A 25,596-nucleotide genomic window follows, 5' to 3' on the forward strand; every position below is an offset into this window, starting at 1 on the left:
TCCGTCTCATGGCTACTCCACTCAATCCTTCCGAACTGAAACAATCCGCCAGGAATATCAAGGCGCGTTTCGTCTCCATTTCCTGGCGCGACCTGGCGATCAGCTTCGGCCCGATCGCCTTGCTGGTGGTGGTCGCCATCTGGCTGGCGATCTGGTTCATCCATCCGGCGCCGCCGAACACCATCACCATGATTACCGGCCCGGAACACAGCAATTTCTGGAACACGGCGCAGAAGTACCAGAAGATTTTGGCGCGCAACGGCATCAAGCTGAAGATCGTGACTTCGGAGGGCTCGCTGGATAACCTGAAGAAGCTGAACGATCCGAATTCCGGCATCGATGTCGGTTTTGTCCAGGGCGGCGTGGCGGGCGACCTGCCGATCGACCAGCTGGTGTCGCTGGGCAGCGTCTCTTATGTGCCGGTATCGGTGTTTTACCGCGGCAAGGAAAGGCTCAACCGCCTGTCGGAACTGGAGGGCAAGCGGGTCGCCATCGGCATGCAGGGCAGCGGTTCGCGGGTGCTGGCCTTGACGCTGCTGAAAGCGAACGGCATCGAAGTCGGCGGCAAGACCGAGCTGCTCGACATGGGCGGCGACGAAGCCGCGCAGGCGCTGACCGACAGCAAGATCGACGCCGCTTTCCTGATGGGCGATTCGGCTTCGCCGCCGACCATGGGCAGGCTGCTGCATACGCCCGGCATCCGTCTCCTTGATTTTGCCCAGGCCGGTGCTTACGCGCGCCGCTTCAGCTACCTGAACGAATTGAATATTCCGAAGGGGGTGTTCGACCTGGGCCAGAACATTCCCAGCCGCGACATTCGCCTGATTGCGCCGACCGCCGAACTGATCGCCCGCGAAGACTTGCATCCGGCGCTTTCCGACCTGCTGATCGACGCCGCCAAGGAAGTGCACAGCGGCCCCAATGTGCTGCAGCGCGCGGGCGAGTTCCCGGCGCCGCTGGCGCATGAGTTCCGCATCAGCGACGACGCTACGCGCTACTATAAATCGGGCAAAGGATTTTTCTACCGCACCTTGCCGTTCTGGCTGGCCAGCCTGGTGGATCGTACCTTGGTGGTGCTGCTGCCGATCATCCTGCTGCTGATCCCGGGTTTCAAGCTGGTGCCGCTGCTGTACGGCTGGCGCATCAAGTCGCGCATCTATCGCTGGTACGGCATCTTGATCGCGCTGGAACGCGCCGCCGTGGTCGATACCGATACGCCGGAGCAGCAGGCGCAGTTGCTGAAGAAACTGGACCATATCGAAGATTCGGTCAACCGGATGAAAATGCCGCTGGCTTTTGCCGATCAGTTTTATGTGCTGCGCGAGCATATCGGTTTCGTGCGCAGCCGCCTGCTCAATCGCAGCTGAGTTGCTCAGTTGCATTGATTCGTTGCAGGCGGCCGGTTTATCTAGCACATTAAGAATGGCAATAACAGGTGTGAACGTTAAAACATCTTTTCAAATTGCCACGCAGCATCGGTTATGATTTCGCAGATATTTGTCAATCGAGCAGAGGTGAGCCATGAGATTCCCCGTTTCTGTTATGTGCGCGTTGCTGTTTGCGCAATCCACGCCGGTGTTTGCGGCGCTCGGTGCGGCTGCCGGTCCGGCCGCCGGCACGCCCCAGGCCCAGACTGACGCCGCGCGCGCCAAGGCCAGCGCCCGCGTGACCAGCTACAGCGGTTATACGGTCAGTGAAGTGGTGGAGCCTTCGGGCACCACGGTGCGGGAATATATCGGCACGGACAACGTCGTGTTTGCCGTCAGCTGGCAGGGGCCGAGCATGCCGAACCTGCAGCAATTGCTGGGCAGTTATGCCGATCAATACGTGGCAGCCGCCAGTGAGCCGCATCCAGGCCGGCGTGCTGTTGCGATCCAGTCGGACCAGCTGGTGCTACGTTCCGGCGGCCACATGCGTTCCTTTGCCGGCAACGCCTATGTGCCTGCCTTGCTGCCGCAAGGCGTGACCCCTGACAACATTCGCTGACCGGAGACCACCATGCGCTTTCTGACGTATCTGCTTTGCCTGTTCAGCACACTGTTCCTGTTCGCCTGCGGCGGCGGTGGCGGCGGTTCCGACAGCGGCCCGACGCCGCCGACGCCGCAGCCGGTCCAGAATGTCCAGGCCCTGGTGATCGATAACGGTCCCGCGGCTGCTTCCGGCTCGGTCAACGCGCCCTATGTCTCGCTGACCATCTGCCAGCCTGGCAGCACCACGCAATGCCAGACCATCGACCATATCCTGGTCGACACCGGTTCGAGCGGCCTGCGCATCATGTCTTCGGTCCTGGCCTCCAATCTGGCGCTGCCGTCGGTAGCCAGCGCCAACGGCAGTCCGTTGGCCGAATGCGCACGTTTTGCCGACGGTTACAGCTGGGGTTCGGTGAAGCAGGCTGACTTGCGCATCGCCGGCGAGGTCGCCAGCGGCATTTCGGTGCACATCATCGGCGATAGCGCATTCCCTTCGGTGCCGAGCGGCTGCTCCGGCAGCCTGGTGGCGGAAAACACGGTGGCGGCGTTCCATGCCAACGGCGTACTCGGCATCAGCACCTTTATCCAGGATTGCGGATCGGCCTGCGCCAGCCAGGCGCTGGAAGGCTGGTACTACTCCTGCCCGAGCAGCAATAACTGCACGGCAACCACGCTGGCGGTGAACCGGCAAGTGGGCAATCCGGTAGCGGTTTTCCCGCAGGATAACAACGGTACGGTGATACAGCTGCCATCGGTCGGCGCCAACGGCGCCTCCGGCGTCACCGGTTCACTGATTTTCGGCATCGGCACGCAAGCCAATAATGCGCTGGGCAGCGCCAGCATCTATACCTTGAACAGTTCCGGCAACCTGAGCGCCTTGTACCAGGGGCAGGTGATGCAGGCGTTTTTCGACAGCGGTTCGAACGGGCTGTTTTTCGCCGATTCGAGCATCCCTAACTGCACCAATAGCAAGGGGTTTTACTGTCCGTCGTCGACGCTTAGCCGGAGTGTAGTGAACACCGGCCTGAACGGCCGCAACAGCACCGTCAATTTCAACATTGTGAATGCCGATGCGCTGTTCCAGGCCAATCCGAACAACACGGCCTTCAACAACATTGGCGGCGGCGCGGCCTTCGCGTCGTTTTTCGACTGGGGACTGCCGTTCTACTTCGGACGTTCGGTCTACACCGCGCTTGAAGGAGTCTCGGCCGGCGGCACGACCGGGCCTTACATAGCCTATTGATCGATCCGGTCCGGGAACCTTAAAAAGGGGCGCTTGATGCGCCCCTTTTTTACCTAGCGGCTAGGCAGATAGCGCGACGGGTCCACCGGTTTTCCCTGGCGGCGGATCTCGAAATACAGCTTGACCGCGCTGCTGTCGGATTTGCCCATCTCGGCGATCTTCTGACCTTTGCTGACCATTTGACCTTCCTTGACGACGATCGTCTTGTTGTGGGCATAGACCGACAGCAGGCTGCTGTTGTGCTTGATGATGACCAGGTTGCCGTAGCCGCGGATGCCGCTGCCGGAATACATGACCTTGCCGGCGGCCGCGGCCATCACCGGCTGGCCCAGCTGGCCGAAAATGTCTATCCCCTTTTTGCCTTGGCCGAGGCCGCTGCTGGACTGGCCGCTGGCCGGCCAGGCCCAGTCCACCGAATCCTTGTCGTCGCTGGCAGCGGATGCTGCGTCGTCGCTCTCAGTACTGCGCGGTTTGACTGTGCTGCCCGAGGCTGCTGCGGCGCCTTGCGGCAAGACTCGCAATACCTGGTCCACCTTGATGTCGTTAGGATCCGACAGCCGGTTCCAGGCGATGATGTCGCTATTGCTGCGCCGGAATTTGCGCGCGATGCTGGACAAGGTGTCGCCTTTTTGCACGGTGTAGTAGCCGGGGCCGCTCGGTTGCGCCGGGCCGGAGCCGGACGGCGTGCCACAGGCGGCGAGGGTGGCCAGCAGGACCAGCGCAAGGCTGGCGTTCCTGATTCTGTTGCGTTTTTTCGGGCTGGATGCTTCGGTATTCTGGACCAACAATGACATTCCTCTGATCAATCGATCTCACTTTAGTTAGGTTGTGGCCGGCACCGTCGGGCCAGCGCCGCATCTTCTGACCTTGTCCTGCTTAACTAGTTGCGTGTTTCGCATTCATGGGCCGGTGTTGCCGTTTTTTCCAGAGGCTTGAGGATATCCCAATTGTGCCGGCGGGGTAAAGGCAGCAATCCGGCTCTTGAGAAGCCCCTGTTTTAGTATCAATAAGGTAATTGATTGTACCCGTTTCGTGTCCGCTGTTACGTTACATGTAACGTATCAATTGGGGTCTGGCGGCGCCAGCCAGGGATGAGCGCGGTTTTGCTGAAAATTCTCTTAGCCTTTGATTTATAAGGATTTATTTCTTGTAATAATAGAAAACATCGATGTGAATTTTTCATTTATCCAAAGCTTTTCCGGTTGGCATGTTCTTTGCGGAATAGACAAGCAGGAACAACCGGTTCGGACTTTCAATAAAAGGGGAAACACATCATGAAAACATCAAAGGGTGGTTTGATTGTCGCGTCGCTGTTATTGACCAGTTTGCTGGCCGGTTGCGCCAGCGGAGGCACCATCGGCAAATCGTTGGGATCGGGCAGCGGCACTGGCCAGGGAGCTGGCGGCGGTGCGGGCGGCGGCACGGGTGACGGTGGCGGAGCAGGTGGCGGCGGTACGGGTGATGGTGGCGGCACAGGCGGCGGCACAGGTGGCGGCGGAACAGGTGGTGGCGGCACAGGTGGCGGCGGCACAGGTGGCGGCGGAACAGGCGGCGGCGGAACAGGCGGTGGCGGAACAGGCGGCGGCGGAACAGGCGGCGGCGGAACAGGCGGCGGCGGAACAGGCGGCGGCGGAACAGGCGGCGGCGGAACAGGCGGTGGCGGCACAGGCGGTGGCGGTACAGGTGGCGGCGGTACAGGTGCTTCGGCCAACTTCCTCTCCAACGTCGGCACTACCGTATCCGGCACCGGCGCTGCACTGGGTGCGATAGGCAATACCGTGATCAATAACGTGCCGCTGCTGTCGACCGAGGCCAAAGGCGGCCTGGCCGGCGTGGTTAACAACGGCACCGGCATCGTCTCTACTTTGGGCGCCGGCATTACCAACGGCCTGGGCCAGCTTGGCACCAATCCGAACGCGCTTGGCACCACCATCGGCAGCACCGGTGGCGTCGTTACGCAAGTGGGGAATACAGTACAGAGCGCCGGGCAGCTGGTGAGCGGCCTGGGCAGCGGACCGCTGGCGCCGCTGGCCGTGGTGACCACGCCGCTGGGCGGCCTGGTGACCCAGGTCGGCGCCGCAGTCTCCGGACTGGGAGCACCGTTGACTGCCGCCTTGACTACCGGTCCGGTGCAGCAGATCACCCAGACTGTGACCCAGGCAATCGTACCGCTGACCAGCACAGTGACGACCTTGACGCAGACAGTCGGCAATGCAACCGGGCTCAACCAGCCTGTGAACACCTTGCTGGTGACGGCCGGCGGCGGCGTTTCCAGCCTGGGCGGTGCACTGACTGCGGCTAACGTGCCTGTAGTCAGCAGCCTGGGCGGCGTAGTGAGCAATGTCGGCGCCACGGTGGCAGGCCTTGGCACCAACGCTTTGGTCGGCACCGGCCAGCCTCTGCTGGGCAACAAGACCGGCGGTTTGCTGCAGCCTTTGAATAATGTGCTGACCGGCGTGGTAGGCGGAATCGGCGGCGTAGGCGGCGGTAGCGGCGGTCCATTGGCGCCGGTTACCGGTTTGCTGAGCGGTTTGACCGGTGCTGTCGGCGGTGCAACCGGCTCAGCCGGCGGCCCGCTGGCTCCTGTTACTGGTTTGTTGAGCGGCTTGACTGGCGCGTTGGGCGGCGCCACGGGTTCAGCTGGCGGGCCATTAGCTCCTGTCACCGGCTTGTTGGGCGGCCTGACCGGCGCAGTTGGCGGAACCGGCGCAGGCACCAATCCCCTGGCTCCAGTGACCAACCTGGTGGCCGGCTTGACTGGCGCGCTCGGCGGCGCAACAGGATCGACTGCCGCCAGTCCTTTGGCTCCAGTCACCAACTTGGTGGCGGGCCTGACCGGCGGCAAGCCAGCGACGGGCACCACCAACGATCCGCTGGCCCCGGTGACAGGCTTGCTTAACGGCCTGCTGGGAGGAGCTGCTAAGAAATAACAGCCGGTAGGGCAGTAGTCCAGGGAAGCGCTGGCGGCGCCAGGCTTCCTTGCCCCTAGGCTGGATGCTTAGCAACTTTCTGAGGTGGGATCATGAGAGCCGAACAAATAGTCGATCTGATCGCTTGCGCCAGCCCACAAGCGCAGGTACCGGGCAACGATCTGCTGATCGGAATGCTGGCTCGCGAGATTGCGGCGCTGTCGTACAAGCTGACCGAGCAGGAGCTTTATCGTCTGATAGCCGTAGGCTCGCTGGTATATGAACGCGGGCGGCGCGGCAGGGTGTGATTTAATGCGGATCGGCGCTGGAGCAGACACGGTTGCGGCCGGCTGACTTTGCTGCATACAGCGCCCTATCTGCTGCCTGGATCAACTCAAATGGAATATTGCCGTCCCGGACCGGGACGAAGGCGTCGACGCCAGCGCTGATAGTGACCAGGCCGACATTACTGCATGGATGTTCAATGTGCAGATTGCAGATGGCAACGCGAATTTTTTCCGCCACCGCAACCGCTCCCGCCAGGTTGGTATCGGGCAGCAGCACCACCAGCTCTTCGCCGCCGTAACGGGCAGCCAGGTCGCCCGGGCGGTTCTTGCTGGCCTTCACGATTTCACTGATCTGCCGCAGGCATTCGTCGCCGGCCAAATGTCCGTAGATGTCGTTGTATTGCTTGAAATAGTCGACATCGATCATCACCAGCGCCAGCGAATTCTCGGTGCGCATGGCGCGGCTGAATTCATCGCGCAGCGCGTGATCGAACTGGCGGCGATTGGCGAGGCCGGTCAAGCTGTCTTGCAGGGCCAGCTGCTCCAGGTGCCGGTTGAGCGTCCGCAGCGATTCCTGGACGCACAGCAGGTCGCTTTCCGCCAGCAGGCGCAACCTGATCTGATGGATCAGGCGCCAGCCGAGCAGGCCCAGGGCCAGCGTCAGCAGCATGGCCCCGAACAGGTGCAGATAGGAATCGGCACGCCACTCGGCCAGCACTTCATCCTTGGAACGGGCGACCGTGACGAACAGCGGGTATTGCTCCAGGTGGCGATAAGCGATCAGCCGCTCGACGCCATCCTGGCCCGATTTCATGATGGCGGTGCCGACCGCGCTCCTCGATGCGTAATCGCGGTAGATAGGATAGTTGGACAGGTTCTTGCCGATGGTGTCGTCCATCATCGGCCGCCTTACCAGCATGGTGCCGTCATTCAGGCTGAGGAAAATCGAGCCGGCGCGGCCGATATCGAAACTGTCGTAATACTTCTTGAAGTAATCGATGTTGATGGTGCCCAGGACCAGGCCGGCGAAGCTGCCGTCGGCATGGTTGAAGCGGCGCGAGACGGTCACTATCCAGGCGCCGGTGGAGCGGCTGCGCACCGGCGGTCCGATATACGGTCCGCGCCCGGGATGGCTGCGGTGATAGCGGAAGTACTGGCGGTCGGCGTTGTTGACCACCTGGATCGGTCCGTTGCGGGCATTGGCCAGCCATAAGCCGGTTTCGTCGTAGATCGACAGGTCGTTCAGCTGCGACAATTCGGCGATGTGCTGGATCAGCAGTTTATGCAGCCGTTCCAGCGAGGCGCTGCCGGCGCCGTCCACTTCCAGCCGTTCAACCAGGCCCACCAGCACGGTGTCGGCTTCCTTGATCGTGTCGTCGGCATGCTGCGACAAGGCGCGCGCCAGGTTGGAGGTGGCGATTTCGGTTTCATGCAGCTCGATGTTGCGGGCATTCCAGCTGCGCCACACTTCGGCGGACATCAGCGAGACGCACACCAGCACCACGAAGACGGTCGCGAGATAAGTGATCGGCAGTGACTTGAGGGCAGGGCGCGCTGGCCGGGGCGCTATAGCGATGGGGATGGTCATCGTTTGTCCAGTAGCGCAGGCCCTGGCCTCAGTTTCAGGTTGGTCGTATTCCCTTGCGATATTCGGTGGGTGAAGTCCACATGTGCTTGCGGAACAGCTTGGCGACGTGCTCGCCGCTGAACAGGCCGCAGCGCCGTGCTATCTTGTCCACCGGCAGGTCGGTCTCGGTCAGTTGCTGGCGCACCGCTTCCAGGCGCAGGTTGAGCAAGAAGTCATGCGGCGTCTGGCCGGTTTCGCGCTTGAACTGCCGCACAAAATTGCGCTCGCTCATGGAGACAAAATTGGCGGCGTCGACCACGCTGATGGAATCTGCCAGATGCTCGACAAACCATAACGAGGCGCGGTGGATCTTGCTGGTCTTGACCGGATCGCTTGCCGTCGAAGCCTGGTTGGCGGGCGGGTGTCGCGGCGGCGCTGGCAGACCACCAGGCTTTGCGCCACGCGCCGTGCAACTGCTGGACCGAGATCGCTTTCCAGCAGGCGCAGCGCCAGGTCGGTGGCCATGCCGACATCGCAAGACGTGAAGATTCCATCGTCTTCGCTGATCTGCGCTTCACGGTCGATTTTGATTAAGGGGAATTCGCGCGCCAGTTTGTCCAGCAGCGCCCAGTGCGTGGTAGCGCGCCGGTTGTTCAGGAAGCCGGCGGCGCCGATCACGAATACGCCGGTGCAGATGGCTGCGATGCGGCGCACGCTGCTGCGCATCTGCTGCAGCCAGGCGATCAGGTCGGGATCCCGGTAGGCGTCGAAGTTTCCGGTGCCGCTGGCTATGAGCAGGGTATCGAACTGGTGCCTGCCGAACGACGCCAGCGATGAAGTCATGATCTGCACCGAGGCCGAGGACATGATCATGCCGCCGGAGATCGAGAGAACCGAGACGGCGTAACGCGTGGTGCCAGGGAATACCGTGGAAATCAGTTTGTCGCCGATGCCGAAAACATCTGCTGCGCCGACTACGTCAGCCAGCACGACTCCTTCAAAAACGATGATCCCTATATGCCTGGTTGAGCTGCTATTGTCTATCACCTCAAGTGTCTTTGCGCACTCGATATCCATGTGATTCTCCCCGCTAGCGATTTACCTTTGTGCATTGCCGGAACGCAATTTTTTATTGGTAAATTACTATTCCCCATTCTGCTACAAAATTAGATTTTGTCCAGAAAATGATTGTTAAATATAGTCATTTATGTGGCGCGTTTACACTAGTTTTTTGCGGCAACAAAAAATCTTCATTCTGGAACCGGGCATGTCCGTCAATGTTAATTTCTGTCGGGCATTTAATTAAAATTCTGCGAATGTTTTATACGATTTATCTGGCGCTTCCGCCGTTTCTTTTGCGCGTGATGCCGTGTTCAATTGGATGAACTGTAGTGCTCATGCTTGCTTTTCTTGTCGTCCAGCGCATCTTGCAAACGCGAATTTTCCAGCGTCAGTTCAGCCACGATCTGCTTCAGCTTGGCGTTCTCTTCCTGCAGGCATTTCAAGTCGTGCGGATACGCTTGCAGGCCGCCGTACTGTTTCTTCCAGTTGAGGAAGGTGCGTTCGGTAATCCCGGCTTGCCGGATTACATCGACCAGCGGCATGCCGAGCTCCTCCTGCTTGAGAGCGGCGGCAATCTGGTCGCTTGAGAACGGAATACGCTTCATGGCATCCCCCTCGCGTCTCTTTTTAATGGTCTTTTAATGCCGACAGTTCAGGCAGTTTGTCCAGGCCGAGCCGCGCGCGTATTACCGGATCCTTGTACTGGTCGCCGATGTTGTTGATGCTGTTCTGGCCGATGATGCCGGTTGAAGCTGCGGTAGGAGGCACCGGTGCGGCAGGCACGCCGGCTCTTTCCATGCCGGGGCAGGAGCGTCCGGTAGATTCGACTGCCTTGCGGTTGGCTTCGCTTTGGCACAGCAAGGCAAGCGCAACATCGTTCAGGCCCATGGCGCGGAATTCCCTGGAATCGAGGCGGCGTACGCAAGCCTGATCAACCATAGTGGTGCCGCCGGTGGCGCCGAAGCCGGTGAAGGACAGGCCGAACGAGGCCGAGCCCATGCAGGTGTCCGACAAGGTGGTGGTCAGCGAAGGCGCGACGATGTTCGGCACTGTCTTGACGGTGTAAGTGCCGCCGTATTCGACCGTGGCCTTGGTATTGTTGGGGCTGCTGCCAGGTTCGCCGGCCGCTGCGCTGCTGGCGGTGGCTCCGCTGCCGGTGGCCGATGCCGATTCGGTCGGCAAGGTCACCGATACGTTGACGTTGGAATTGCCGCCCGCCGATGTCGAGCGCGAATTGCCGCCGGTCGAGGTCGAGCGCGATGAGCCGCCGCCGATCGCCGTCGAGTTCGAGCCGCTGGTGGAGCCGCTCGATGAATTGCTGTTGGTGCCGATGTTGTTGTTGCTTGAGCCGGCGCCCTGTGAAGTCGAGGTTGAAGTCGAGCCCGATGTCGAACCAGAGTCCGATGTGGAACCCGAGATGATATCCGCTTGCGCCAGATTCGCCGCCGAGAGAGCGATCAAGAGCGCCGTTGCTTTAATTGCGCATTTCATTTTTTTCTCCTAGCGGGGCTACTCGGAACTTGCGTTCCTTTCGCCCCTTACGAACGGTTGGCCTGGAGCTAAGACTGGATAGTCGTCAGCACTGGTCTCAAGGGAAAAAGTGGAAATTCCACATGCTGCTTTGTGTGCCGGCACCAGCTGTTGCGCCGGTAGTCGATCCCGAAGTGCCGCCAGCACCCGATGCACCGTTGCCAAAGCCGCCTGCAGCGCTGGTGTTGGTGGATGTCGAGCCGGTATTCGAAGCTGTGGCGACGCCTGATGGGCCGAACACGGCAGCAGAGTTGGCTCCGCCGACGCTGGTGTTGGTAGTTGTTGCTGCATGGTAGCCGTTGCCGATGCTGACTGCACCGGAAACGCCGCCGGAAGTCGAGCCGGACGAAGATGTAGCGCCGGCGCTGCCCGACGTTTGACTGCCACCTACGGCACCGGCCATTGCAGCATAACCACAGAGAACGGAAGCCAAAACTACAAGGGTTGTCTTGCGTAACATTTTGATTCTCCTTAAGGTAGGGGCGTCATTCACCGTGTTGTCTCGTCTATATACGCCCCGATCAATAGACAAGAATTGCGAAAACTTTTCCTGCTCGACGCCAACCGGCGCTGTCTCTTTTCGACAAGCCTGCGTGTGATCAAAAAAGTGCGTGCATCGCTTTGATCAACGCGCCGGTGAGAGGTGATGCTGGTTTGCGTTGATCTGATAATAGGAGTGCAAGTCGAAGTCGTTATGACAAAACCTTGTCAGCTTCGGACAGCGAAGATGGCCGATATGGCTATTGTTTTTCCATGCTGCATCATGTGAGCGCTAACAAAAAATGCTAAAAAAATCAGCCCATTCACAGGCACAGCAAAGGCCTCGCGTTGATTAATGACGTACGGAAAATAAAGTGCCGGCACCTGATGTCCGTTTTTGACAAGACTGAAAATATCTTGTTGTTGCGCGGCGCATCGGCCGGCGATGGCGAGTCCCTGGTTGCCGGCGGAAGTTTCGGGCAGGCAGGATTGCGCATCGATTTCATGCTCGTTTTTTTTGAAATTTTCCGGCCGGCGCAGCGAGAAGTTTTTACGTGAGCGCCGTTAATCGGATATATTGCCGCATGTTAATTTGTGTGCGGGAACCTGCGTTGTCCTTGCCGCCTAATCCAATGCGAAGAATCCATCATGAACATCGCTGAATTGTTTTTGCTCGCCGCCATCTGGGGCGCGTCGTTTCTTTTCATGCGCGTCGGCACGCCGGAATTCGGTCCGGTGCCGCTGATTTTCCTGCGGGTGGGCATCGCCGCGCTGGTGCTGCTGCCGGTGCTGCGTTCGGCCGCGGCGCGCAGCCACTTGCGCAGCAAGGCCTGGCCGATGCTGGTGGTCGGCGTCTTCAATTCAGCCATACCGTTTTCACTGTTTGCGTATTCCACCTTGTATGTCAATGCCGGTTTCGACGCCGTGCTGAACGCCACCGTGCCGCTCTGGACCGGCCTGATTGCTTTCGTATGGCTGAAAGCGCCGATGAGCCGGGCGCAGGTGATCGGCATGCTGGTGGGCATGGCGGGAGTGGTGGTCCTGGTGTGGGACAAGATAGGCGAAGGCCAGGCCGGCGTCTGGCTGGCGACGGCGGCGGTCCTGCTGGCCACCTTGTGCTACGGTTTCGCCATCAATTATTCGAAAACCCGCCTGGCCGGCGTGCCGCCTTTCGTGGTTGCAGGCGGCAGCCAGCTGGCGGCGACCCTGGTGCTGCTGCCGCTGGCGTTCTGGTATTGGCCCGCCGCAACGGTTTCCGCCACCGCCTGGTACGCGGTGCTGGCGCTGGGAGTGGTCTGCACCGGCCTCGCTTATGCGATTTTCTATCGCCTGCTGGATCGCGTGGGTTCTGCCTACGCCGCTTCGGTGACCTTCCTGATTCCGATATTCGGCGTGATCTGGGGCGCCATTTTCCTCAAGGAAGAGGTGACGCCCGGCATGGTGCTAGGCTGCCTGATCATCCTGTTGGGCACGGCCCTGGCGACCGGCAAGCTCAATTTGTCGGCGTATTTGCGCGATAAAGCAGCTAAATGAGCAGCTAAATGAGTAGTTAAACAATCAGCTAAATGATTTTGGCTTTGCGGCGGCGGGAACGGGCGTTGCCAGTGAATATATGCAACACCACAGGCCGAGTATGTGGTTTTCGGGGCGTACAAGCGTATTAGTGGCCTGCTTCTATGGCATAATCAAGAGCTAAATTCACTGTTTAGCGCAGCCTCGAAGCTGCCCCGGATCATGCTTAAAACGCTCTACGATAAACTTTGGGAATCCCACGTCGTCCATACCGAACAGGACGGCACGGCGATTCTGTATATTGATCGACATCTTTTGCATGAGGTCACCAGTCCTCAGGCTTTCGAAGGGCTGAAGCTGGCCGGCCGCAAGCCATGGCGGCAGGCCGCCAACCTGATGGTGGCCGACCACAACGTGCCGACCACCGGCCGCGCCAACGGCATCGCCGATCCGATTTCGCGCCTGCAGGTGGAAACCCTGGACGCCAACGCCAAGAGCTACGACCTGACCTATTTCGGCATGAACGACCACCGCCAGGGCATCGTCCACGTGATCGGCCCTGAGCAGGGCGCGACCCTGCCTGGCATGACCGTGGTCTGCGGCGATTCGCACACCTCGACCCACGGCGCTTTCGGCTGCCTGGCGCACGGCATCGGCACCTCCGAAGTGGAGCATGTGCTGGCTACGCAAACCTTGCTGACCAAAAAATCGAAATCGATGCTGGTGCAGGTCGACGGCGCGATACCTGCCGGCGTCACCGCCAAGGACATCGTGCTGGCCGTGATCGGCCGCATCGGCACCGCCGGCGGCACCGGTTATGCGATCGAATTCGCCGGCTCGGCGATCCGCGCCTTGTCGATGGAAGGCCGCATGACAGTCTGCAACATGGCGATCGAAGCGGGCGCGCGCGCCGGCATGATCGCCGTCGACGACACCACGCTCAACTACGTCAAGGGCCGGCCGTTCTCGCCGGCCGGGCCGCATTGGGAACGCGCCGTGACCTACTGGCGCACCCTGCATTCCGACCAGGGCGCCAAATTCGACATGGTGGTGACCCTGAGCGCGGCCGAGATCAAGCCGCAAGTTACCTGGGGTACTTCTCCCGAGATGGTGGTAGCCGTGGATGGTCGCGTGCCCGATCCGGACAAGGAAAAAGACGCCACCAAGCGCGACGGCATGGAAAAGGCGCTGGCTTACATGGCGCTGAAACCGAACACCGCGATTGAAGACATCCGTATCGACAAGGTATTCATCGGCTCCTGCACCAATTCGCGGATCGAAGATCTGCGCGCGGCGGCGGCAGTGGTGCGCGGCAAGTTCCGCGCTTCCAACGTCAAGCTGGCGATGGTGGTGCCGGGTTCCGGGCTGGTCAAGGAACAAGCCGAGCGCGAAGGCCTGGACAAGATTTTCAAGGACGCCGGTTTCGAATGGCGTGAACCGGGCTGCTCGATGTGCCTGGCGATGAACGCCGACCGGCTGGAGCCGGGCGAACGCTGCGCGTCCACTTCGAACCGCAATTTCGAAGGCCGGCAGGGCGCGGGCGGACGCACGCACCTGGTCAGCCCGGCGATGGCCGCCGCCGCAGGTATCGCGGGCCATTTCGTGGATATTCGTTCCTTATAAATTGATACCGAAGGATAAAGATGAAAAAAATAGTCACCCTGTGCGTCTTGCTGGTTAGCGCTTATACGCTCAGCGCCTGCAATACTTTCCACGGCTTTGGCAAGGACGTGGAACACGTCGGCGAAAAAATCCAAGGCAAGTGACCGGCTCGCCGAGGCGAGCAGTAGATTGAAATAATGCGTGAAATAATGCGTGGAATAATGTGATGAATAAATTTACTGTAGTGGATGGCTTGGTGGCGCCGCTGGACCGCGCCAATGTGGATACCGATGCGATTATCCCGAAGCAGTTCCTGAAGTCTATCCAGCGGACCGGTTTCGGCCCGAACCTGTTTGACGAATGGCGTTACCTGGACCATGGCGAGCCTGGCATGGACAATTCGCGGCGTCCGCTGAACCCGGATTTCGTGCTGAACCAGCAGCGTTACCAGGGTGCTTCGATTCTATTGACCCGCAAGAATTTCGGCTGCGGCTCGTCGCGCGAGCACGCGCCATGGGCGCTGGACCAGTACGGTTTCCGTGCGGTCATCGCCCCCAGCTTTGCCGATATCTTCTTCAACAACTGCTTCAAGAACGGCTTGCTGCCGCTGGTGCTGCCTGAAGCGCAGATCGACCGCCTGTTCGATGAAGTCAAGGCTTTCCCGGGTTACCGCCTGCAGATCGACCTCGACAAGCAACTGGTCAGCACCGCCAACGGCAATCTCGCGTTCCCGTTCGAAGTGGGCGAGTTCCGCAAATACTGCCTGCTGAACGGCCTTGACGACATTGGCCTGACTTTGCGGCAGTCGGACAAGATCCGCGATTTTGAAGAACGCCATCTGTTTGCCCAGCCTTGGTTGAGCAATACAATTTGACTTATTGCGGGACAGAGCTGCACGGGAAGTGTTTAAGAGCCGCCGGAGCGCGGCGAATTACCCGGCCAGGGCGGCTCTGTCCTCAACTGACTAGACAGGAAAAAATGAAAATAGCAATTCTGCCAGGTGATGGCATCGGTCCGGAAATCGTTGAGCAAGCGGTCAATGTGCTGCAGGCGCTGGGCGAAAAATTTGAACTGGAAACGGCGCCTGTAGGCGGCGCCGGTTACGCAGCGCACGGTCATCCGCTGCCGGACGGCACCCTGAAGCTGGCCAAGGAAGCTGACGCCGTGCTGTTCGGCGCGGTCGGCGACTACCAGTACGACAGCCTGGAGCGTTCGCTGCGCCCGGAGCAGGCGATCCTCGGCCTGCGCAAAAACCTCGGCCTGTTCGCCAACCTGCGTCCGGCGATCCTGTATCCGGAACTGGCCGGCGCTTCGACCCTGAAGCCGGAAGTGGTGTCCGGACTGGATATCCTGATCATCCGCGAACTCACCGGCGACATCTATTTCGGCCAGCCGCGCGGCGTGCGCATCGCGCCGGACGGCGCTTTCAAGGGCGAACGCGAAGGTTTCGACACCATGCGCTACGCCGAGTCGGAAATCCGCCGCATCGCCCACGTGGCGTTCCAGGCCGCGCAAAAGCGCGACAAGCGCCTGACCAGCGTCGACAAGGCCAATGTGCTGGAGACTTTCCAGTTCTGGAAAGATATCGTGACCGAGGTGCACAAGGATTATCCGGATGTCGCGCTGGAGCACATGTATGTCGACAACGCCGCGATGCAGCTGGTGCGCGCGCCGAAAAAATTCGACGTGATCGTCACCGGCAACATGTTCGGCGACATCCTGTCCGACGCCGCCGCCATGCTGACCGGTTCGATCGGCATGCTGCCGTCGGCTTCGCTGGACGCCAACAACAAAGGCCTGTACGAACCGTCGCACGGTTCGGCGCCGGACATCGCCGGCAAGGGCATCGCCAATCCGCTGGCGACCATCCTGTCGGCCGCCATGATGCTGCGCTTCTCGCTGGACAAGGCGGAGCAGGCGGAGCGTATCGAAAATGCGGTCAAGAAGGTGCTGGCGCAAGGTTTGCGCACCGCCGATATCTACGAAGCGGGCACCACCAAGGTCGGCACCAAGGAAATGGGCGCGGCGGTGGTGAAGGCATTGGGCTAAAAGAATTAGGCAGATGGGTCTGCCGTAATATGGAGTGCGGGGCTTTTCCCGTTCATTGTTAGGGAATCATGATGAAACTGGTTGGTTTGGTCGGTTGGCGTGGCATGGTGGGTTCGGTCTTGTTGCAGCGTATGCAGGAAGAGGGCGATTTCGCCCATATCGAACCGGTATTCTTTTCAACTTCAAATGCCGGCGGCAAAGCCCCGGCGCTGGCGAAAAACGAAACAACGTTAAAAGACGCCACCGATATTGAAGCCTTGAAAAAATGCGACATCATTATTACCTGCCAGGGCGGCGACTACACCAGCGAGATTTTCCCGCAGCTGCGCGCCGCCGGCTGGAACGGCTACTGGATCGACGCCGCTTCGACCCTGCGCATGAAGGATGACGCCATCATCGTGCTGGATCCGGTCAACCTGGATGTCATCAAGGACGGTTTGCAGCGCGGCGTCAAGAACTACATCGGCGGCAACTGCACGGTCTCCTGCATGATGATGGGCCTGGGCGGCCTGTTCGAGCAAGACCTGATCGAGTGGATGACCTCCATGACTTACCAGGCAGCCTCGGGCGGCGGCGCGCAGCACATGCGCGAACTGCTGACACAGTTCGGCTCCATCAACGCCGAAGTCAAGGCGCTGCTGGACGATCCGAAAGCGGCGATCCTGGAAATCGACCGCAAGGTGCTGGGCAAGCAGCATTCCATGTCGGCCGATGAAACCAGGCAGTTCGGCGTGCCGCTGGGCGGCAACCTGATTCCCTGGATCGACAAGGACCTGGGCGAAGGCTTGTCAAAAGAAGAATGGAAAGCCGGCGCCGAGACCAACAAGATCCTCGGCCGCGGCGAAGGTTTCAGCAATGGCGGCAAGGTCATCCCGGTGGACGGCCTTTGCATCCGCATCGGCGCCATGCGCTGCCATTCGCAGGCATTGACCATCAAATTGAAAAAAGATGTGCCGCTGGATGAAATCAATGACATCATCGCCGGTAATAACCAGTGGGTGAAAGTAGTGCCTAATGACAAAGAGTCATCAATGCGCGACCTGACCCCGGCGGCAGTGACCGGCAGCCTGACAATTCCTGTCGGTCGTTTGCGCAAACTGCAGATGGGTGGCGATTATTTGTCAGCCTTTACCGTAGGTGACCAATTATTGTGGGGTGCGGCAGAACCGTTGCGCCGCATGCTGCGGATTGTGCTGGATACCTGACTTGTTGCGGTAGTTGTGATATTGTTGCCGACTTGCAATATAGCCCGCTAAGTATTTTCTTGAAGAAAGTCTTAGCGGGCTTGGCGTATCTGTTTGTATTTATAGAATGTTGTTACGCTAGCCAGCAAGTGCTTCATAAATGGGATCGCATTTGCGAAGCGCCAGACTAATGTCAATCTGGATATTGATTTTTAAAAAAACTGGGTACAGTATTTGCTTTCAGCAAGATTTGTTTCCTTATACGTCAACGGACAGTCCTTCATGCCACACAACATGCACCTGAATTCTTCGAATAAATTTATTTCCACCGGTTTAAAGACCCTTACTGCAGCCGTGGTTTCCACTCTGCTGATGGTGTCTAATGTCGACGCTGCCGGACTGGGTAAATTAACCGTGCTGTCCTCGCTGGGACAACCGTTACGTGCAGAAATTGAGCTTACTTCGGTAAGCGCGGACGAAGCCGGCGCGCTGGTGGCGAAACTGGCCAGTCCGGAAACTTATCAGCAAGCCAACATCGATTTCAACCCGGCCCTGATGTCTTTGCAATTTGCCATCGACCAGCGCAACGGCCGCCGTTTTGTGCGAGTGACTTCGACCCAGCCCATCAATGAACCGTTTGTCGACATGCTGATGGAACTGGGCGGCACCAAGGCGCGCCTGGTGCGCGAATACACCTTGCTGCTCGATCCTGCCGGCCAGCGCCAGGCGCAGCCGGCCCAGATCGCCGCCGCGCCTGCAGCGCCGCGCGCCACGACAGGAGCGCTTGCCGTTCCGCGTTCGGCCCCGGCCCAGACCGGTCAAGTACAGTCGCAAGGCGGCGTCGCCTCGACCATTACCGATGCTACCCGTGCCGCAGCCGCCAGGGCAGTCGCCGGCGGTGCGACGGCTCCGGCCAGCACCGCAAGCAAGTCGGTAGCTTCGACCTCGGCTGCCGGCGGCAGCCCGGCCAAGTCTTCCGCTGCAGCTGCACCTGCCAGCGGCGATTACCAAGTCAAGAAGGGCGATACGCTGGCCCGCATCGCCAGCGAAAACCTGCCAGCCGGCATTTCGCTGGACCAGATGCTGGTGGCGCTGTACCGCAGCAACGAAGGCGCGTTTGTCGGCAAGAACATGAATCGCCTGCGCTCGGGCCAGATCCTGTCGATTCCGGATGCCGACAGCGCGCGCAGCGTCAGCAAGTCGGAAGCCCGCAACGTGGTGCTGGCGCAATCGAATGATTTCAAGAGCTATCGCAACAAGCTGGCCGGCATGGTTGAATCGGCCGCGCCAAATGCGGCGGCTGAATCCAGGCAAAGCAGCGGCGGCAAGATTACCGCCAAGGTGGAAGAACAGGCCACTCCGGCCAGCGAATCCAAGGACAAGCTGAAACTGTCGCGCGGCACGGCTGCGTCCGGCGCTGCCGACGCCAAGGCCGCTGCAGCGGCTACCGCGGCTACGGAAGAGAAGATCGCCCGGGAAAAAGCGGCTGCCGAAGCGGCGGCACGCGTCAAGGAACTGGAAAAAAATGTCAGCGATCTGCAAAAGACGCTGGAATTGAAGAACAAGAACCTGGCTGACCTGCAGAACCAGGCTGCCAATGTGAAACCTGCGGCCCCGGCAACCCCTGTGGCGGCAGCGCCGGCCGCTGCGGTACCGGTCACGCCGCCGGCAGCAGCGCCTGCGGCAGCAGTTCCTATAGTGGCGCCCGCGCCGGCGGCTGCCGCACCTGCAGCGGCTGAACCGGCCGCTGCCAGCTCGGCTCCTGCCGCTATTGTCGATACAGGCGTCGCCAGCGCTGCGCCGATCGCGGCAGCACCGGTTGCAGCCGCGCCAGCTCCTGCGCCGGCCAAGCCAAAGGCAGTTGCGCCGCCGCCAGAACCGAGCTTCATCGAAAGCATTACCGAAAATCCATTGCTGCTGCCGGTTGGCGGCGTCCTGGTGGCGTTGCTGGCCGGGCTTGGCCTGTTCCGCTATCGCCGCAATCGTGCGCGCCAGCAGGCTTTCCTGGACAGCAGCGGAGCGCCGATGACAAATACGGGCCTGAAGGGTAATTCCCTGTTCGGCTCGACTGGCGGACAAAGCGTCGACACCAAGAACAGCATCTTCAATTCGAATTTCGTGCCGTCGGTCAGCCACCTGGACACCAATGTCGACCCGGTCGCGGAAGCCGATGTATATATCGCTTACGGACGCGATGCGCAAGCCGAGGAAATCCTGAAAGAAGCCCTGCGCAACCAGCCAAGCCGCAACGCGATCCGCGTCAAGCTGCTGGAAATCTACGCCAACCGCAAGGATCCGCGTTCGTTTGAAATCCTGGCCAGCGAGCTTTACAGCCTTACCCGCGGCGAAGGCGAAGATTGGCAACAGGCCGCCGCGCTGGGCCTGAATGTCGATCCGGCCAATCCTTTGTACGGCGGCGGCAAGTTGCAAGACCAGGTGATCGCCAAGGCGGATGCGATTACCGCGCCGACCCAGCCGATGGACGGCCTCGATTTCAATTCCCTGACAGCGCCGACCGAACCGCACGCTGTGGCGCCGATTCCTGAGCTGGTGCACCCGGCCGCGCCGACCCAGCTGCTGGCGCCATTGACCGCAACGGAACTGGGCAAGCACAGCAGCGCAGCAGCCGCGACGCCAGCGGCTGACATGGATTTCGACCTGGAAGAACTCGGCAGCGAAACTTCTGCCAACCAGAACACCGTGTTGCTGTCGGCTTCCCATGACGCCGGCAAATCGATGCTCGACGCTCTCGATTTCGAATTGGATCACAAGCCTGCTGCCGCGCCTGCTGCAGCCGCGCCGAAAGCCGTGGAAAAGAGCTCGGTGGCAGCAGCGGCAATGGCGTTCAGCTCGCTGGAACTGCCGGCAGGCGGCCAGCCTTCGAACTACGAACCGGCCCATGCCCATATCGATATTCCGACAGAAACCAAGCCAGCCAGAGCGCCGGCGGCGCCTTCGTATGCCCAGCATGCGGAACCCATGGTGGCGCCGCTGGAGTTCAACCTGGCCGGCATGAACCTGGACCTGGACAGTGCGATCCATGCACATGCGCCAGCCGCCAGCGCAGCTCCGGCAGCGGTTGAGACCGCCATATCCTCGACGGCTAATCCTGAAATGGCGACCAAGCTGGACCTGGCCGTCGCATACAAGGAAATCGGCGACAAGGAAGGCGCACGCGAACTGCTGGAAGAAGTCTTGAAGGGCGGCAGCGCGGAGCAGGTCGATGCGGCCAAGTCCTTGCTGACCAAGCTGTGATGTAACTAGTACAATAGCTTCAGCATTTTTGCTTTTGACGGGCGCGGCGTTATGCTGGCGCCCGTTTGTTTTTTTCAAGATTGGAACCGGATTTGAATCCGAATTTGAACCGTATTGTTCTCGGCGTGCAGTACGACGGCACGCCTTGGCAAGGATGGCAGACCCAGCCCAGCGGCAAGACCGTGCAGGACAGGCTGGAAGCCGCCTTGCAGAAATTCACGCAGGGCGCAATCGACACCACTTGCGCCGGCCGTACCGATTCCGGCGTGCATGCGCTGGAACAGGTGGTGCATTTCGATACTGCGTTGTCGCGCGAAACATTTTCCTGGGTGCGCGGCCTGAATGCTTTCCTGCCGCCGTCGATCGCGGTGCGCTGGGCGCATGAAGTGCCTGCTCCTGCCGAAGGCGAAGATCAATTCCATGCACGTTTCAGCGCCACCGCCAGGACCTATCACTACCTTTTGTACAACAACCCGGTCCGTTCGCCGTTGTTGGAAGGCAAGGCCGGCTGGGTGTTCCGGCCGCTGGAGCTCGAGCTGATGCGCCAGGCCGCGGCGCACTTGGTCGGCACCCATGATTTTTCCGCCTTCCGCGCAGTGGAGTGCCAGGCCAAGTCGCCGGTACGCACCATGGAAGAGATCCGCATCGAGCGGCGCGGCGACCTGATCGTGTTCAGCTTGCGCGCCAATGCCTTCCTGCATCATATGGTGCGCAATATCGTCGGCTCGCTGGTCTACGCCGGCAACGCCAGCAAGCCGCCGGAATGGCTGGCCGAGTTGCTGGCCCAGCGTGACCGCGGCCGCGCGGCGCCGACTTTCATGCCGGACGGCCTGTACCTGGCGCAAGTGGCTTATGATCCTAAGTGGCGTTTGCCGCAGCAGCCGGCAGGGATTTTGCCTTGGCTGTAGGCTGGGTGCTCCGTACCCACGCGTGACCTGAATAGGCGTCGCAGGATTTTGCTGTCAATTCGACATGCTTCAAGATGATATATTGCGCTTCCTGATGTTTTTCTGACCAGATTGAATTCCATGAGCCACCGCACCCGAATCAAGATCTGCGGCCTGACCCGCGAGCAGGATGTGCAAGCCGCCGTTGCGGCGGGCGCCGACGCCCTGGGTTTTGTGTTCTATCCGAAAAGCCCGCGCTACGTCACGCCGCAGCAGGCCGCCGGCCTGATCGCCAAGGCGCCGCCGTTCGTCACCACGGTTGGCCTGTTTGTCAACATCGAGCCGGCGCAGTTGCAGGAAATCGTGGCGCAGGCGCCAGTATCGCTGCTGCAGTTCCATGGCGACGAGAGCGTCGAGCAGTGCACGGCGCTGGCGCAGGCGGTAAACCGGCCGTTTATCCGGGCCATGCGCATCGGCAGTGCTACAACCGCCGCCGATTTGCTAGAATACGCTCAGGCATATCGCAGCAGCAGCCATTTGTTTGCCGGATTGCTGCTGGATACCCTGGTTGAAGCTTATGGCGGTAGTGGAAAGGTATTTGATTGGTCTCTCATCCCAAAAGAACTCGCGCCTCAGGTCGTTTTAAGTGGTGGCTTGAGCGTGCACAATGCGACTGACGCGGTAAAGCGCGTACGTCCCTTTGCGGTCGACATCAGCAGTGGCGTCGAGCAAGACAAGGGCATCAAGGACGCCGCCAAGATTCGCGCATTCATTGCCGCGGTACGGCAGGCGGACGCCGATCCAGCCGGACTTTAGTTTAGCAACAGTTCCCAGGTCCGGCCGGCAGGCTCAGCAACGAATACAGAGAGATACCGGAAAGATACGCCATGAAAGAATTCACACCCCTCGAGCAGTACGCCGAGCGTCAGCCGCTCGCCAATACCACCTTGCGCCAGAGCGCTCAATACAACCTGCCTGACGCCAAGGGTCACTTCGGCATGTACGGCGGCAGCTTCGTGTCGGAAACCTTGACCCTGGCGCTGAGCGAACTGCAGCAGGCTTACGCCAAATATCAAAACGAACCGCAGTTCCTGGCCGAATTCCACAGCGAACTGAAACACTACGTCGGCCGTCCCAGTCCGATCTACCACGCCAAGCGCTGGTCGGAGCAGATGGGCGGCGCGCAGATCTATTTCAAACGCGAGGATTTGAACCACACCGGCGCCCACAAGATCAACAACGTCATCGGCCAGGCCCTGCTGGCCAAGCGCATGGGCAAGCCGCGCGTGATCGCCGAAACCGGCGCCGGCCAGCACGGCGTGGCGACCGCTACCATCTGCGCCCGCTTCGGCCTTGAATGCGTGGTGTACATGGGCAGCGAAGACGTCAAGCGCCAGATGCAGAACGTGTACCGCATGAACCTGCTGGGGGCCAAGGTGGTGCCGGTCGAATCCGGCTCCAAGACCTTGAAGGATGCGCTTAACGAAGCCATGCGCGATTGGGTCACCAACGTCGAGGACACTTTCTACATCATCGGCACGGTCGCCGGCCCGCATCCGTATCCGATGATGGTGCGCGATTTCCAGTCGGTGATCGGCAATGAGTGCCTGGTGCAGATGCCGGAGATGACCGGGCGCCAGCCGGATCACGTGATCGCCTGCATCGGCGGCGGCTCGAATGCGATGGGGATTTTTTATCCCTATATCGATCATCACGACGTCGCCCTGGTCGGGGTCGAAGCTGCGGGCGAGGGCCTTGCCAGCGGCAAGCACGCGGCATCGCTGACACTCGGCTCGCCCGGCGTGCTGCATGGCAACCGCACCTACCTGCTGCAAGACGCCAACGGCCAGATCATCGAGACCCATTCGATTTCCGCCGGCCTCGATTATCCGGGCGTGGGTCCGGAACACGCTTGGCTCAAGGATTGCGGCCGCGCTACTTACGAAACCGTGACCGACGACGAGGCGCTGGCGGCGTTCCATACCTGTTGCCGCATCGAGGGCATCATCCCGGCGCTGGAATCGAGCCACGCGCTGGCGTATGCGGCCAAACTGGCGGCAACCTTGCCCAAGGATAAGATTGTCCTGGCCAATCTGTCGGGCCGCGGCGACAAGGACATGCATACCGTTGCCGAGCGCCTGAAGCTCTAAAGCAAGCCAAGAGCAGGGCGGCGATCCCGCCCTGCAGTCCTGATCACCTCATCCAATAGATACCATGTCCCGAATCCAGACTACCTTGGCAGCGCTCGCTGCAAACAATAAAAAGGGCTTGATCCCTTTTATCACCGCCGGCGATCCGGCGCCGGAACTGACCGTGCCGCTGATGCATGCGCTGGTCAGGGGTGGCGCCGATATCATAGAGCTGGGCGTGCCGTTTTCCGACCCGATGGCGGAAGGCCCGGTGATCCAGCGCGCTTGCGAACGGGCGCTGAAATTCGGCGTCAGCCTGCATGACGTGCTGGGTTATGTGCGCGAATTTCGGCAGAGCAACAACAGCACGCCGGTGGTGCTGATGGGTTATGCCAATCCGCTGGAGCGGATGGGCGTTGATGTTTTTATTGCCGCTGCGAAAGAGGCCGGGGTCGACGGCAGCATCGTGGTCGACTATCCGCCAGAAGAATGCGAAGAGTTTGCCGAGAAGATGCAGGCCAACGGCATGGATCCGATTTTCCTGCTGGCGCCGACCTCGACCGAACAGCGGATCATGCAGGTGGCCAAGGTCGGCAGCGGATTCACGTATTATGTGTCCTTGAAGGGCGTGACCGGCGCCGCCAACATCGATACCGGCGAAGTCGCCGCCCGGGTGGAGGCGATCCGCAAACATGTCAAATTGCCAATCGGCGTCGGTTTCGGCATCCGCGATGCGGCCACTGCCAAGGCCGTGGCGCAGGTGTCGGATGCGGTGGTAATCGGCAGCCGGATCATCCAGGAACTGGAGAATACGCCGCGCGAACAGGCGGTAGCTGCTGTGGAAAGCTTCTTGTCGGGGATCAGGAAGGCGCTGGACGAGTGATTTTGTATCAAAATGACAAATATTTCCTGGGCCGGCCGGCTTGAATAGCTATTTCGCCGATTTGGGGATGAAGGTACAATTCGGCAGGAAAAAAATCTGAAGGAGGTCGCTCTATGAGTTGGCTAGAAAAATTATTACCCCCACGTATTCAGCGCAGCGACTCGGCAACCCGTAAATCGATCCCCGAGGGATTGTGGGTCAAATGCCCGTCATGCGAAGCGGTTTTGTATCGCACCGACCTGGAGTCGAACATCCATGTTTGCCCGAAGTGCGACCATCACATGCGGATACGCGCACGCGAACGCCTGGACGCCTTGCTGGACGCCGGCGGCCGCTACGAGATCGGCCAGGAAACCCTGCCGATCGATACCCTCAAATTCAAAGACAGCAAAAAATACCCCGACCGCCTGAAAGCCGCGATGGACGCCACCGGCGAAACCGATGCGCTGATCGTGCTGGGCGGTTCCATCATGACGCTGCCGGTAGTGGTGGCGGCATTCGAGTTTGAATTCATGGGCGGTTCCATGGGTTCGGTGGTGGGCGAGCGTTTTGTGCGCGGCGCCCAGGTGGCGCTGGAGCAGAAGGTGCCGTTCATCTGCATCACCGCCACTGGCGGTGCACGCATGCAGGAAGGCTTGCTGTCGCTGATGCAGATGGCCAAGACCACCTCGATGCTGACCAAGCTGTCGGAGAAGAAGCTGCCGTTCATCAGCGTCCTGACCGACCCGACCATGGGCGGCGTTTCCGCTTCGTTCGCCTTCATGGGCGACGTCGTGATCGCCGAACCGAAAGCGCTGATCGGTTTTGCCGGCCCGCGCGTGATCGAGAACACTGTGCGTGAGAAGCTGCCGGAAGGTTTCCAGCGCGCTGAATTCCTGGTCACCAAGGGAGCCGTCGACATGATTGTCGACCGGCGCAAGATGCGTGAAGAAATCGCACGTTTGTTGGCGTTGCTGCAAGACCAGCCAGTCGAATCCATCGCTTGATGTGAATTTCGCCCCCAGGGCCTGAACTGTTGCGGTTCAGGCCTTTTGTTTTTAGTTGGAT

At 60.2% G+C, this 25,596-nt stretch carries 25 protein-coding genes; 18 read left to right on the forward strand and 7 right to left on the reverse strand.

Translation table 11 applies throughout. The annotated features are described in order from the left end of the window. Positions 1–8: 8 nt before the first annotated feature. From CFter6_RS10655 to CFter6_RS10665, 3 genes are all read left to right on the forward strand, one after another. Positions 9–1,367 carry a TAXI family TRAP transporter solute-binding subunit gene (locus CFter6_RS10655; RefSeq protein WP_061539901.1) on the forward strand — a complete coding sequence of 453 codons (1,359 nt, stop codon included), beginning with the start codon at positions 9–11 and terminating at the stop codon, positions 1,365–1,367. 154 nt (positions 1,368–1,521) lie between these two features. After that, positions 1,522–1,986, forward strand: a complete 465-nt coding sequence (locus CFter6_RS10660; protein WP_082814697.1) for a DUF2844 domain-containing protein — start codon at positions 1,522–1,524, stop codon at positions 1,984–1,986. A gap of 12 nt (positions 1,987–1,998) precedes the next feature. Further along, positions 1,999–3,213, forward strand: a complete 1,215-nt coding sequence (locus CFter6_RS10665) for a DUF3443 domain-containing protein (protein ID WP_061539903.1) — start codon at positions 1,999–2,001, stop codon at positions 3,211–3,213. A gap of 53 nt (positions 3,214–3,266) precedes the next feature. Here the strand turns inward: CFter6_RS10665 and CFter6_RS10670 are convergent, their stop codons facing one another. Continuing rightward, positions 3,267–4,007, reverse strand: coding sequence for a peptidoglycan DD-metalloendopeptidase family protein (locus CFter6_RS10670; RefSeq protein WP_236904617.1), 741 nt, complete (start codon positions 4,005–4,007; stop codon positions 3,267–3,269). A 480-nt stretch (positions 4,008–4,487) separates the two neighbouring features. Between CFter6_RS10670 and CFter6_RS10675 the strand changes: the two genes are divergently transcribed. Then, complete coding sequence (locus tag CFter6_RS10675) at positions 4,488–6,143, forward strand: collagen-like triple helix repeat-containing protein (RefSeq protein ID WP_082814699.1); 1,656 nt, start codon at positions 4,488–4,490, stop codon at positions 6,141–6,143. A gap of 92 nt (positions 6,144–6,235) precedes the next feature. Beyond that, complete coding sequence (locus CFter6_RS10680; RefSeq protein WP_014005844.1) at positions 6,236–6,430, forward strand: hypothetical protein; 195 nt, start codon at positions 6,236–6,238, stop codon at positions 6,428–6,430. Between the two features lies 1 nt (position 6,431). Here CFter6_RS10680 and CFter6_RS10685 read toward each other — a convergent pair whose 3' ends face one another. The 6 genes from CFter6_RS10685 to CFter6_RS10710 all read right to left on the reverse strand — a co-directional run bounded on the left by CFter6_RS10685 (position 6,432) and on the right by CFter6_RS10710 (position 10,971). Then, positions 6,432–7,997, reverse strand: coding sequence for a sensor domain-containing diguanylate cyclase (locus CFter6_RS10685; protein ID WP_082814700.1), 1,566 nt, complete (start codon positions 7,995–7,997; stop codon positions 6,432–6,434). Positions 7,998–8,031: 34 nt separating this feature from the next. Further along, positions 8,032–8,268, reverse strand: coding sequence for a helix-turn-helix domain-containing protein (locus CFter6_RS26420; RefSeq protein WP_061539904.1), 237 nt, complete (start codon positions 8,266–8,268; stop codon positions 8,032–8,034). After that, the gene (locus CFter6_RS10695; protein WP_236904626.1) at positions 8,265–9,053 is read right to left on the reverse strand and encodes an AraC family transcriptional regulator; all 789 of its coding nucleotides are present in this window, start codon (positions 9,051–9,053) and stop codon (positions 8,265–8,267) included. Before CFter6_RS10695 ends, CFter6_RS26420 begins: the two co-directional genes overlap by 4 nt. Before the next feature lie 296 nt (positions 9,054–9,349). After that, complete coding sequence (locus CFter6_RS10700) at positions 9,350–9,643, reverse strand: transposase (protein WP_061539906.1); 294 nt, start codon at positions 9,641–9,643, stop codon at positions 9,350–9,352. Positions 9,644–9,665: 22 nt separating this feature from the next. Further along, a complete protein-coding gene (locus CFter6_RS10705; RefSeq protein WP_061539907.1) occupies positions 9,666–10,529 on the reverse strand; it encodes a hypothetical protein in 864 nt (287 codons plus the stop codon). Positions 10,530–10,626: 97 nt separating this feature from the next. Further along, positions 10,627–10,971 carry a hypothetical protein gene (locus CFter6_RS10710; protein ID WP_050808535.1) on the reverse strand — a complete coding sequence of 115 codons (345 nt, stop codon included), beginning with the start codon at positions 10,969–10,971 and terminating at the stop codon, positions 10,627–10,629. A gap of 425 nt (positions 10,972–11,396) precedes the next feature. Here CFter6_RS10710 and CFter6_RS25585 point away from each other — a divergent pair, with 425 nt between their 5' ends. The 13 genes from CFter6_RS25585 (at position 11,397) to accD (ending at position 25,535) form a co-directional block, all read left to right on the forward strand. Then, complete coding sequence (locus CFter6_RS25585) at positions 11,397–11,606, forward strand: hypothetical protein (protein WP_150118709.1); 210 nt, start codon at positions 11,397–11,399, stop codon at positions 11,604–11,606. A 90-nt stretch (positions 11,607–11,696) separates the two neighbouring features. Next, positions 11,697–12,581, forward strand: a complete 885-nt coding sequence (locus tag CFter6_RS10715; RefSeq protein WP_061539908.1) for a DMT family transporter — start codon at positions 11,697–11,699, stop codon at positions 12,579–12,581. A gap of 201 nt (positions 12,582–12,782) precedes the next feature. Continuing rightward, positions 12,783–14,183, forward strand: coding sequence for a 3-isopropylmalate dehydratase large subunit (gene leuC, locus CFter6_RS10720; RefSeq protein WP_061539909.1), 1,401 nt, complete (start codon positions 12,783–12,785; stop codon positions 14,181–14,183). Between the two features lie 20 nt (positions 14,184–14,203). Further along, positions 14,204–14,326, forward strand: a complete 123-nt coding sequence (locus CFter6_RS10725; protein WP_061539910.1) for an entericidin A/B family lipoprotein — start codon at positions 14,204–14,206, stop codon at positions 14,324–14,326. 62 nt (positions 14,327–14,388) lie between these two features. Next, positions 14,389–15,036: a 3-isopropylmalate dehydratase small subunit gene (leuD, locus tag CFter6_RS10730; RefSeq protein ID WP_061539911.1), complete on the forward strand. Its 648-nt coding sequence runs from the start codon at positions 14,389–14,391 to the stop codon at positions 15,034–15,036. A gap of 104 nt (positions 15,037–15,140) precedes the next feature. Further along, positions 15,141–16,211 (forward strand): 3-isopropylmalate dehydrogenase, encoded by a 1,071-nt coding sequence (gene leuB, locus CFter6_RS10735; RefSeq protein WP_061539912.1) that lies wholly within the window; start codon positions 15,141–15,143, stop codon positions 16,209–16,211. A gap of 71 nt (positions 16,212–16,282) precedes the next feature. Then, positions 16,283–17,416, forward strand: a complete 1,134-nt coding sequence (gene asd, locus CFter6_RS10740; protein WP_061542311.1) for an aspartate-semialdehyde dehydrogenase — start codon at positions 16,283–16,285, stop codon at positions 17,414–17,416. Between the two features lie 261 nt (positions 17,417–17,677). Next, entirely contained in the window at positions 17,678–20,650 is a 2,973-nt protein-coding gene (locus CFter6_RS10745; protein ID WP_061539913.1) for a motility hub landmark protein FimV, read from the forward strand. A gap of 92 nt (positions 20,651–20,742) precedes the next feature. Then, positions 20,743–21,558 (forward strand): tRNA pseudouridine(38-40) synthase TruA, encoded by an 816-nt coding sequence (truA, locus tag CFter6_RS10750; RefSeq protein WP_236904627.1) that lies wholly within the window; start codon positions 20,743–20,745, stop codon positions 21,556–21,558. Positions 21,559–21,678: 120 nt separating this feature from the next. Then, a complete protein-coding gene (locus CFter6_RS10755) occupies positions 21,679–22,353 on the forward strand; it encodes a phosphoribosylanthranilate isomerase (RefSeq protein WP_061539915.1) in 675 nt (224 codons plus the stop codon). Positions 22,354–22,424: 71 nt separating this feature from the next. Further along, a complete protein-coding gene (gene trpB, locus CFter6_RS10760; protein WP_061539916.1) occupies positions 22,425–23,687 on the forward strand; it encodes a tryptophan synthase subunit beta in 1,263 nt (420 codons plus the stop codon). A 64-nt stretch (positions 23,688–23,751) separates the two neighbouring features. After that, positions 23,752–24,549, forward strand: coding sequence for a tryptophan synthase subunit alpha (trpA, locus tag CFter6_RS10765; RefSeq protein WP_061539917.1), 798 nt, complete (start codon positions 23,752–23,754; stop codon positions 24,547–24,549). A 113-nt stretch (positions 24,550–24,662) separates the two neighbouring features. Then, complete coding sequence (accD, locus tag CFter6_RS10770) at positions 24,663–25,535, forward strand: acetyl-CoA carboxylase, carboxyltransferase subunit beta (protein ID WP_061539918.1); 873 nt, start codon at positions 24,663–24,665, stop codon at positions 25,533–25,535. Positions 25,536–25,596: the final 61 nt, after the last annotated feature.

It is taken from the genome of Collimonas fungivorans (assembly GCF_001584145.1).
GTDB classification, from domain to species: Bacteria; Pseudomonadota; Gammaproteobacteria; order Burkholderiales; family Burkholderiaceae_D; genus Collimonas; species Collimonas fungivorans.

What these genes read in the sequence shown, in the direction of transcription:
- CFter6_RS10655 (WP_061539901.1), top strand. Translation starts at nt 9, where the DNA reads ATGGCTACTCCACTCAATCCTTCCGAACTGAAACAATCCGCCAGGAAT.
- CFter6_RS10660 (WP_082814697.1), top strand. Translation starts at nt 1,522, where the DNA reads ATGAGATTCCCCGTTTCTGTTATGTGCGCGTTGCTGTTTGCGCAATCC.
- CFter6_RS10665 (WP_061539903.1), top strand. Translation starts at nt 1,999, where the DNA reads ATGCGCTTTCTGACGTATCTGCTTTGCCTGTTCAGCACACTGTTCCTG.
- CFter6_RS10670 (WP_236904617.1), bottom strand. Translation starts at nt 4,007, where the DNA reads ATGTCATTGTTGGTCCAGAATACCGAAGCATCCAGCCCGAAAAAACGC.
- CFter6_RS10675 (WP_082814699.1), top strand. Translation starts at nt 4,488, where the DNA reads ATGAAAACATCAAAGGGTGGTTTGATTGTCGCGTCGCTGTTATTGACC.
- CFter6_RS10680 (WP_014005844.1), top strand. Translation starts at nt 6,236, where the DNA reads ATGAGAGCCGAACAAATAGTCGATCTGATCGCTTGCGCCAGCCCACAA.
- CFter6_RS10685 (WP_082814700.1), bottom strand. Translation starts at nt 7,997, where the DNA reads ATGACCATCCCCATCGCTATAGCGCCCCGGCCAGCGCGCCCTGCCCTC.
- CFter6_RS26420 (WP_061539904.1), bottom strand. Translation starts at nt 8,268, where the DNA reads ATGAGCGAGCGCAATTTTGTGCGGCAGTTCAAGCGCGAAACCGGCCAG.
- CFter6_RS10695 (WP_236904626.1), bottom strand. Translation starts at nt 9,053, where the DNA reads ATGGATATCGAGTGCGCAAAGACACTTGAGGTGATAGACAATAGCAGC.
- CFter6_RS10700 (WP_061539906.1), bottom strand. Translation starts at nt 9,643, where the DNA reads ATGAAGCGTATTCCGTTCTCAAGCGACCAGATTGCCGCCGCTCTCAAG.
- CFter6_RS10705 (WP_061539907.1), bottom strand. Translation starts at nt 10,529, where the DNA reads ATGAAATGCGCAATTAAAGCAACGGCGCTCTTGATCGCTCTCTCGGCG.
- CFter6_RS10710 (WP_050808535.1), bottom strand. Translation starts at nt 10,971, where the DNA reads ATGGCCGGTGCCGTAGGTGGCAGTCAAACGTCGGGCAGCGCCGGCGCT.
- CFter6_RS10715 (WP_061539908.1), top strand. Translation starts at nt 11,697, where the DNA reads ATGAACATCGCTGAATTGTTTTTGCTCGCCGCCATCTGGGGCGCGTCG.
- leuC (WP_061539909.1), top strand. Translation starts at nt 12,783, where the DNA reads ATGCTTAAAACGCTCTACGATAAACTTTGGGAATCCCACGTCGTCCAT.
- CFter6_RS10725 (WP_061539910.1), top strand. Translation starts at nt 14,204, where the DNA reads ATGAAAAAAATAGTCACCCTGTGCGTCTTGCTGGTTAGCGCTTATACG.
- leuD (WP_061539911.1), top strand. Translation starts at nt 14,389, where the DNA reads ATGAATAAATTTACTGTAGTGGATGGCTTGGTGGCGCCGCTGGACCGC.
- leuB (WP_061539912.1), top strand. Translation starts at nt 15,141, where the DNA reads ATGAAAATAGCAATTCTGCCAGGTGATGGCATCGGTCCGGAAATCGTT.
- asd (WP_061542311.1), top strand. Translation starts at nt 16,283, where the DNA reads ATGAAACTGGTTGGTTTGGTCGGTTGGCGTGGCATGGTGGGTTCGGTC.
- CFter6_RS10745 (WP_061539913.1), top strand. Translation starts at nt 17,678, where the DNA reads ATGCCACACAACATGCACCTGAATTCTTCGAATAAATTTATTTCCACC.
- CFter6_RS10755 (WP_061539915.1), top strand. Translation starts at nt 21,679, where the DNA reads ATGAGCCACCGCACCCGAATCAAGATCTGCGGCCTGACCCGCGAGCAG.
- trpB (WP_061539916.1), top strand. Translation starts at nt 22,425, where the DNA reads ATGAAAGAATTCACACCCCTCGAGCAGTACGCCGAGCGTCAGCCGCTC.
- trpA (WP_061539917.1), top strand. Translation starts at nt 23,752, where the DNA reads ATGTCCCGAATCCAGACTACCTTGGCAGCGCTCGCTGCAAACAATAAA.
- accD (WP_061539918.1), top strand. Translation starts at nt 24,663, where the DNA reads ATGAGTTGGCTAGAAAAATTATTACCCCCACGTATTCAGCGCAGCGAC.